The 4,346-nt window shown below is 41.0% G+C and carries 1 protein-coding gene and 1 pseudogene; one reads left to right on the plus strand and one right to left on the minus strand.

Features of this window, described 5'->3' with window-relative positions:
• Positions 1 to 273 precede the first annotated feature (273 nt).
• Positions 274 to 2,586 (plus strand): Eco57I restriction-modification methylase domain-containing protein, encoded by a 2,313-nt coding sequence (locus ACOCD9_RS17655; RefSeq protein ID WP_419548076.1) that lies wholly within the window; start codon positions 274 to 276, stop codon positions 2,584 to 2,586.
• A gap of 306 nt (positions 2,587 to 2,892) precedes the next feature.
• Here the strand turns inward: ACOCD9_RS17655 and ACOCD9_RS17660 are convergent.
• Positions 2,893 to 4,141 (minus strand): annotated as a pseudogene (locus ACOCD9_RS17660) (ISNCY family transposase).
• Between the last annotated feature and the right edge of the window lie 205 nt (positions 4,142 to 4,346).

Consider the following 4,346-nt stretch of genomic DNA (forward strand, 5'->3'; position numbering starts at 1 on the left):
TTTCTAACACTTTCTGGTATAGTTCACTTATCATTTTCGTTATTTAGGTCATATATGGTAAATATGACTTATCTTTTTTTGGAGTCTGTATCTGTATTCCATGCTACATAAGCTTTTCAGCTTGCTTGTCCCCCTGTCAGATGGTAAATATGACTTATCTTTTTTTGGAGTCTGTATCTGTATTCCATGCTACATAAGCTTTTCAGCTTGCTTGTCCCCCTGTCAGCATATTTCCAGATGTATTGCTGATTAATTCTCCAAGCCCTTAACTCTATGCCACTGAATCGCCAACGCGCCCAAAAATACCTCCAGAAGTTTGATTTTGAGTCTCTGTTCATTGAAGAATTGGGCTGGGATACGGTTGATCGCGTCACGTTACCGTTTGAGGTGGATGGCGAACCCTTTGAGGTGGTTTCTATTACTCAAAAGCGCGGCTTCACTGTATTCAAGTGCATCACCCCAGAAATTCCAACCCGTCCAATCCGGGTGAAGCTCGATCGCCAACTGACGGACTACAGCAAATCCCACCTGTTGGTATTTGGCGATGAGGGCAAAACCCAACAAATTTGGATGTGGGTGCGGCAAGAACTGGGAAAACCCCTCGCCCCTCGATTTGAGCAATATCAGGTGGGACAGTCGGCGGAGCGGTTGTTGCAGAAGTTAGAGGCGTTGGCGATCGCATTTGCGGAAGAGGAAAAGCTAACCCTGGTGGAAGTCGCCGGGCGAGTCAAAAAAGCTTTTGATGTCGAGAAAGTCACCAAGAAATTCTTTACCCGATTTGAAAAGGAACACGGGAAATTTCTTCAATTTATTCAAGGTATTCAGTCAGAATTTGGTCGCAACGCGCTCGCTACGCGAGATCGCACCTGGTATGCTTCGCTGATGCTCAATCGGCTGATGTTTGTTTATTTCATCCAAAAGAAAAACTTTCTGGATGGCGATATAAATTATTTGCGAAATCGGCTCAAACGGTGTGAGGCAGAATGGGGAACGGATAGGTTTCATTCGTTTTATCGACAGTTTTTGCTGAAGCTGTTCCATGAGGGGTTAGGTAAGCCCGATCGCAATCCTGAATTAGACAAACTCTTGGGCAAAATTCCCTATCTAAATGGCGGCTTGTTTGAAGTCCATCAGTTGGAGGAAAAGTACGATCGCACCCTGCAAATTCCCGATGCAGCGTTTGAGCAAGTCTTTAACTTTTTTGATGAGTACGACTGGCATTTGGACGACAGACCGCTTCGCAACCAAAACGAAATCAACCCGGATGTACTGGGCTACATCTTTGAGAAGTACATCAACCAGAAGCAAATGGGGGCGTACTACACCAAGGAAGACATCACCGAATACATCAGCAAGAACACGATTCTTCCCTTTTTGTTTGACCAGGCAGAGAAGGGCTGTCAGGTGGCGTTTAAGCCAGAAGGGGCGGTATGGGCGTTGCTGCGGGAAAATCCTGACCATTACATCTATCCTGCGGTTCGTCAGGGTGTAGATCTCGAACTCCCGACTGAGATTGCCGCTGGCATTGAGGATGTCTCGCAACGAGGCAGCTGGAATAAGCCTGCTGCCGATGGATTTGCCCTACCCACAGAAACCTGGCGGGAGTATGTGGCGCGGCGCAAGCGGTGTTGGTCACTGCGGCAAAAACTGGCTGCAGGAGAAGTTACCCAGATTAATGACCTGATTACTTACAACCTGGATATTCGCCAATTCGCCCAGGATGTGATCACCAGTTGCGAAAGTTCGGATTTGCTGAAGGCATTGTATCAAGCGATCGAACAAGTCTCGGTGTTAGACCCCACCTGTGGATCGGGGGCGTTTTTGTTTGCGGCGTTGAATATTCTGGAGCCACTCTATACAGCTTGTTTGGAACGGATGCAGGGGTTTGTCGATGAGGATGATCTGAGGCTCTCACAGGAACCAGAGGCAAAACCGCGTTATGAATACTTCCGCAAGGTGCTGGCAGAGATGGCGAAGCACCCTAATCTTCGCTATTTTGTGCTGAAGTCGATCATGCTCAACAACCTCTATGGTGTGGACATCATGGAGGAAGCGACGGAAATCTGCAAGCTGCGGCTATTCCTGAAGCTGGTGGCGCAGATGGAACCCCAACCCAAGAAGCAAAACTTTGGACTGGAACCGTTGCCGGATATTGATTTTAATATTCGGGCGGGTACGTTGGTGGGGTTTGCGTCGCTGAATGAAGTTTGCGAGGCGATGGCAAGGGATACCCAAACCGGGCAAGGTCGTTTAATTTTTGATGATGGGGTGTTGAATCGGATTGTGCAGGGTGCGGTGGCGGCGGATATGGAGTTTAAGCGGTTTAAGTCGCTGCAAGTGCAAGATTCTATTGCGGGTGCGGATGTTGCAGAATCTAAGCGGTTATTAAAGGCGGCTTTGGCACAATTGCGGGAGGAGTTGGATCGCTATTTAGCGGAAGAATATGAGTTGGGTTTGTCGAAAAAGTCAGGGGCTTTTCAGAAATGGAAGGAAAGTCATCAGCCGTTTCATTGGTTTGTAGAGTTTTACAGCATCATTAATCGCGGTGGCTTTGATGTGATTATTGGCCAGCAATTCTCATTTTGAAAACAAAAGAAGATAAAGTTCTCTATGTGAACAAGAGAACTTCTGTCTAATTATCATTTTTTTTCAAGATAATCATCATAATTAGCTTCAAGAGACAGTTTTAAAATATCTGCCCATAAAAAACTTATCTCAACTCATAAATTTAGCTGAAATTCTGACCTAATTTATGGTTTTTTCAATGAATAAAATAATCTTTCCTTCTCTCGAAAAATTGACATTTTTAACTAGAATTTATTTTTTTGAGCGGGACATATTCGGTAAGAATAAACAAGAAAAACTCTGACCAATTCTTAAACCAAAAATATTTTAATAAAGTACGAATATCATTAAAAAAACTGGTGCGAGTAACTAATAACTCACGAATCTTTTGATAAGTATGATTAACTAAATCTAAAACGGTATGAAATAAAAAAGCTAGTAAATTTAAAGACAACAAGAACTCGCATAAATGACTTTGACCATGACCAAAATTATGTTCTAAATTATAACCGTGATTTTTAAGAACGTTATTTCCTTCATTCTCAACTTTCCATCTGCTGCGTCCAGCTTTGACAATTTTTTCAACATTATTTTCAGTAATTTGATGATTGGTAATCCAATTATTTTGATAGATAATTTTCTGTGTTTTTTCATTAATGACCGTGACTTCACACCAATTAACTTCGAGACTTGACTCGACCTCTCTCAGAGGAACTCTAGAAACATAACGATAACGATAAATGAGATTCTTTCGTCCATCCCATTGTTTCTTTTCTACGGTTTTAACTTCTCCACTTTTTTCTAAAAATTCTCGCCATTCATATAAGGTTTTATGAGAAGTTTCAAGACAAACAAAAATAAAATTATAACCTTGTTTTAGAGCTAACTCACAGATAGGTTGGCGAGAGTATAAGTCATCTCCTAACAGGGTTACAGGATAACCATACTTCTTTTGATGATTCTTATCTAACCATCTTTTAACAGCCGCATTTTCACAATCTTGTTTTTGCTGCCCATCTTGTTTTTTAATAAATTCTGGTTCTAAATTAATCACTTGTTTTTGCTCAGGAGAAACTACAATTGGCGTGACGCAACCATGAAAATAAGTTGTCGTTCCATTACGATGATTGCGGCAATTACAATGGGGACAACTAATTTTCTTTGAAGAAAAATATTCCGTACCATCTAAAGCTATTAAAATTTCCTCATCTAAGTAGAAAAATTTTTTAATAACTCCCTGTTTTTTTAACCATTGATAGACTTGTTGAAAAGAGCCAAATATTGTGGCAGCTGGGATAGAATCTAACAGGTTTCTGATTTGATTATCACAAGGTATTTTTTTGATACCAAATAAACTTGAAGCATTATCTTTTCCCTTACTACTTTTCATCAAACGTTGATGCTCTAAAAAAGAAGGTGACTGAGTAAAAAAAACCGAAAAAGCCGCCTTAACTGCATCTTCTACCTGATATTTGGTATTGTTTCCTGGTTTTCTGTCATCGGGTAAGTCATGTAATTCTTGAACTAAAAATTGTATTAATTCAGGAATTTCTAAAGTCACAGCCTTTTTCGTCATCGCAGAACAGTTTGATTAATTAATATTTCCAACTTAATAATTTTACCTCAACAGACAACAATCATCAATTTTTATTTGGTTCTCTTTCTGATGTAGAGAACTTTTGTTCTAGATTTCTCCCATCTTTCAAATATTTTGAGTATAAATACTCTATATACTCACTTCTCTGCGATGCAGTCGCACTCGCGGGAGCGCATTTTGTAGC

This window comes from Microcystis sp., from assembly GCF_048564745.1.
Classification (GTDB): Bacteria; Cyanobacteriota; Cyanobacteriia; order Cyanobacteriales; family Microcystaceae; genus Microcystis; species Microcystis ichthyoblabe_A.

Coding starts and splice junctions, on each gene's coding strand:
- ACOCD9_RS17655 (WP_419548076.1), top strand. CDS start 274: ATGCCACTGAATCGCCAACGCGCCCAAAAATACCTCCAGAAGTTTGAT.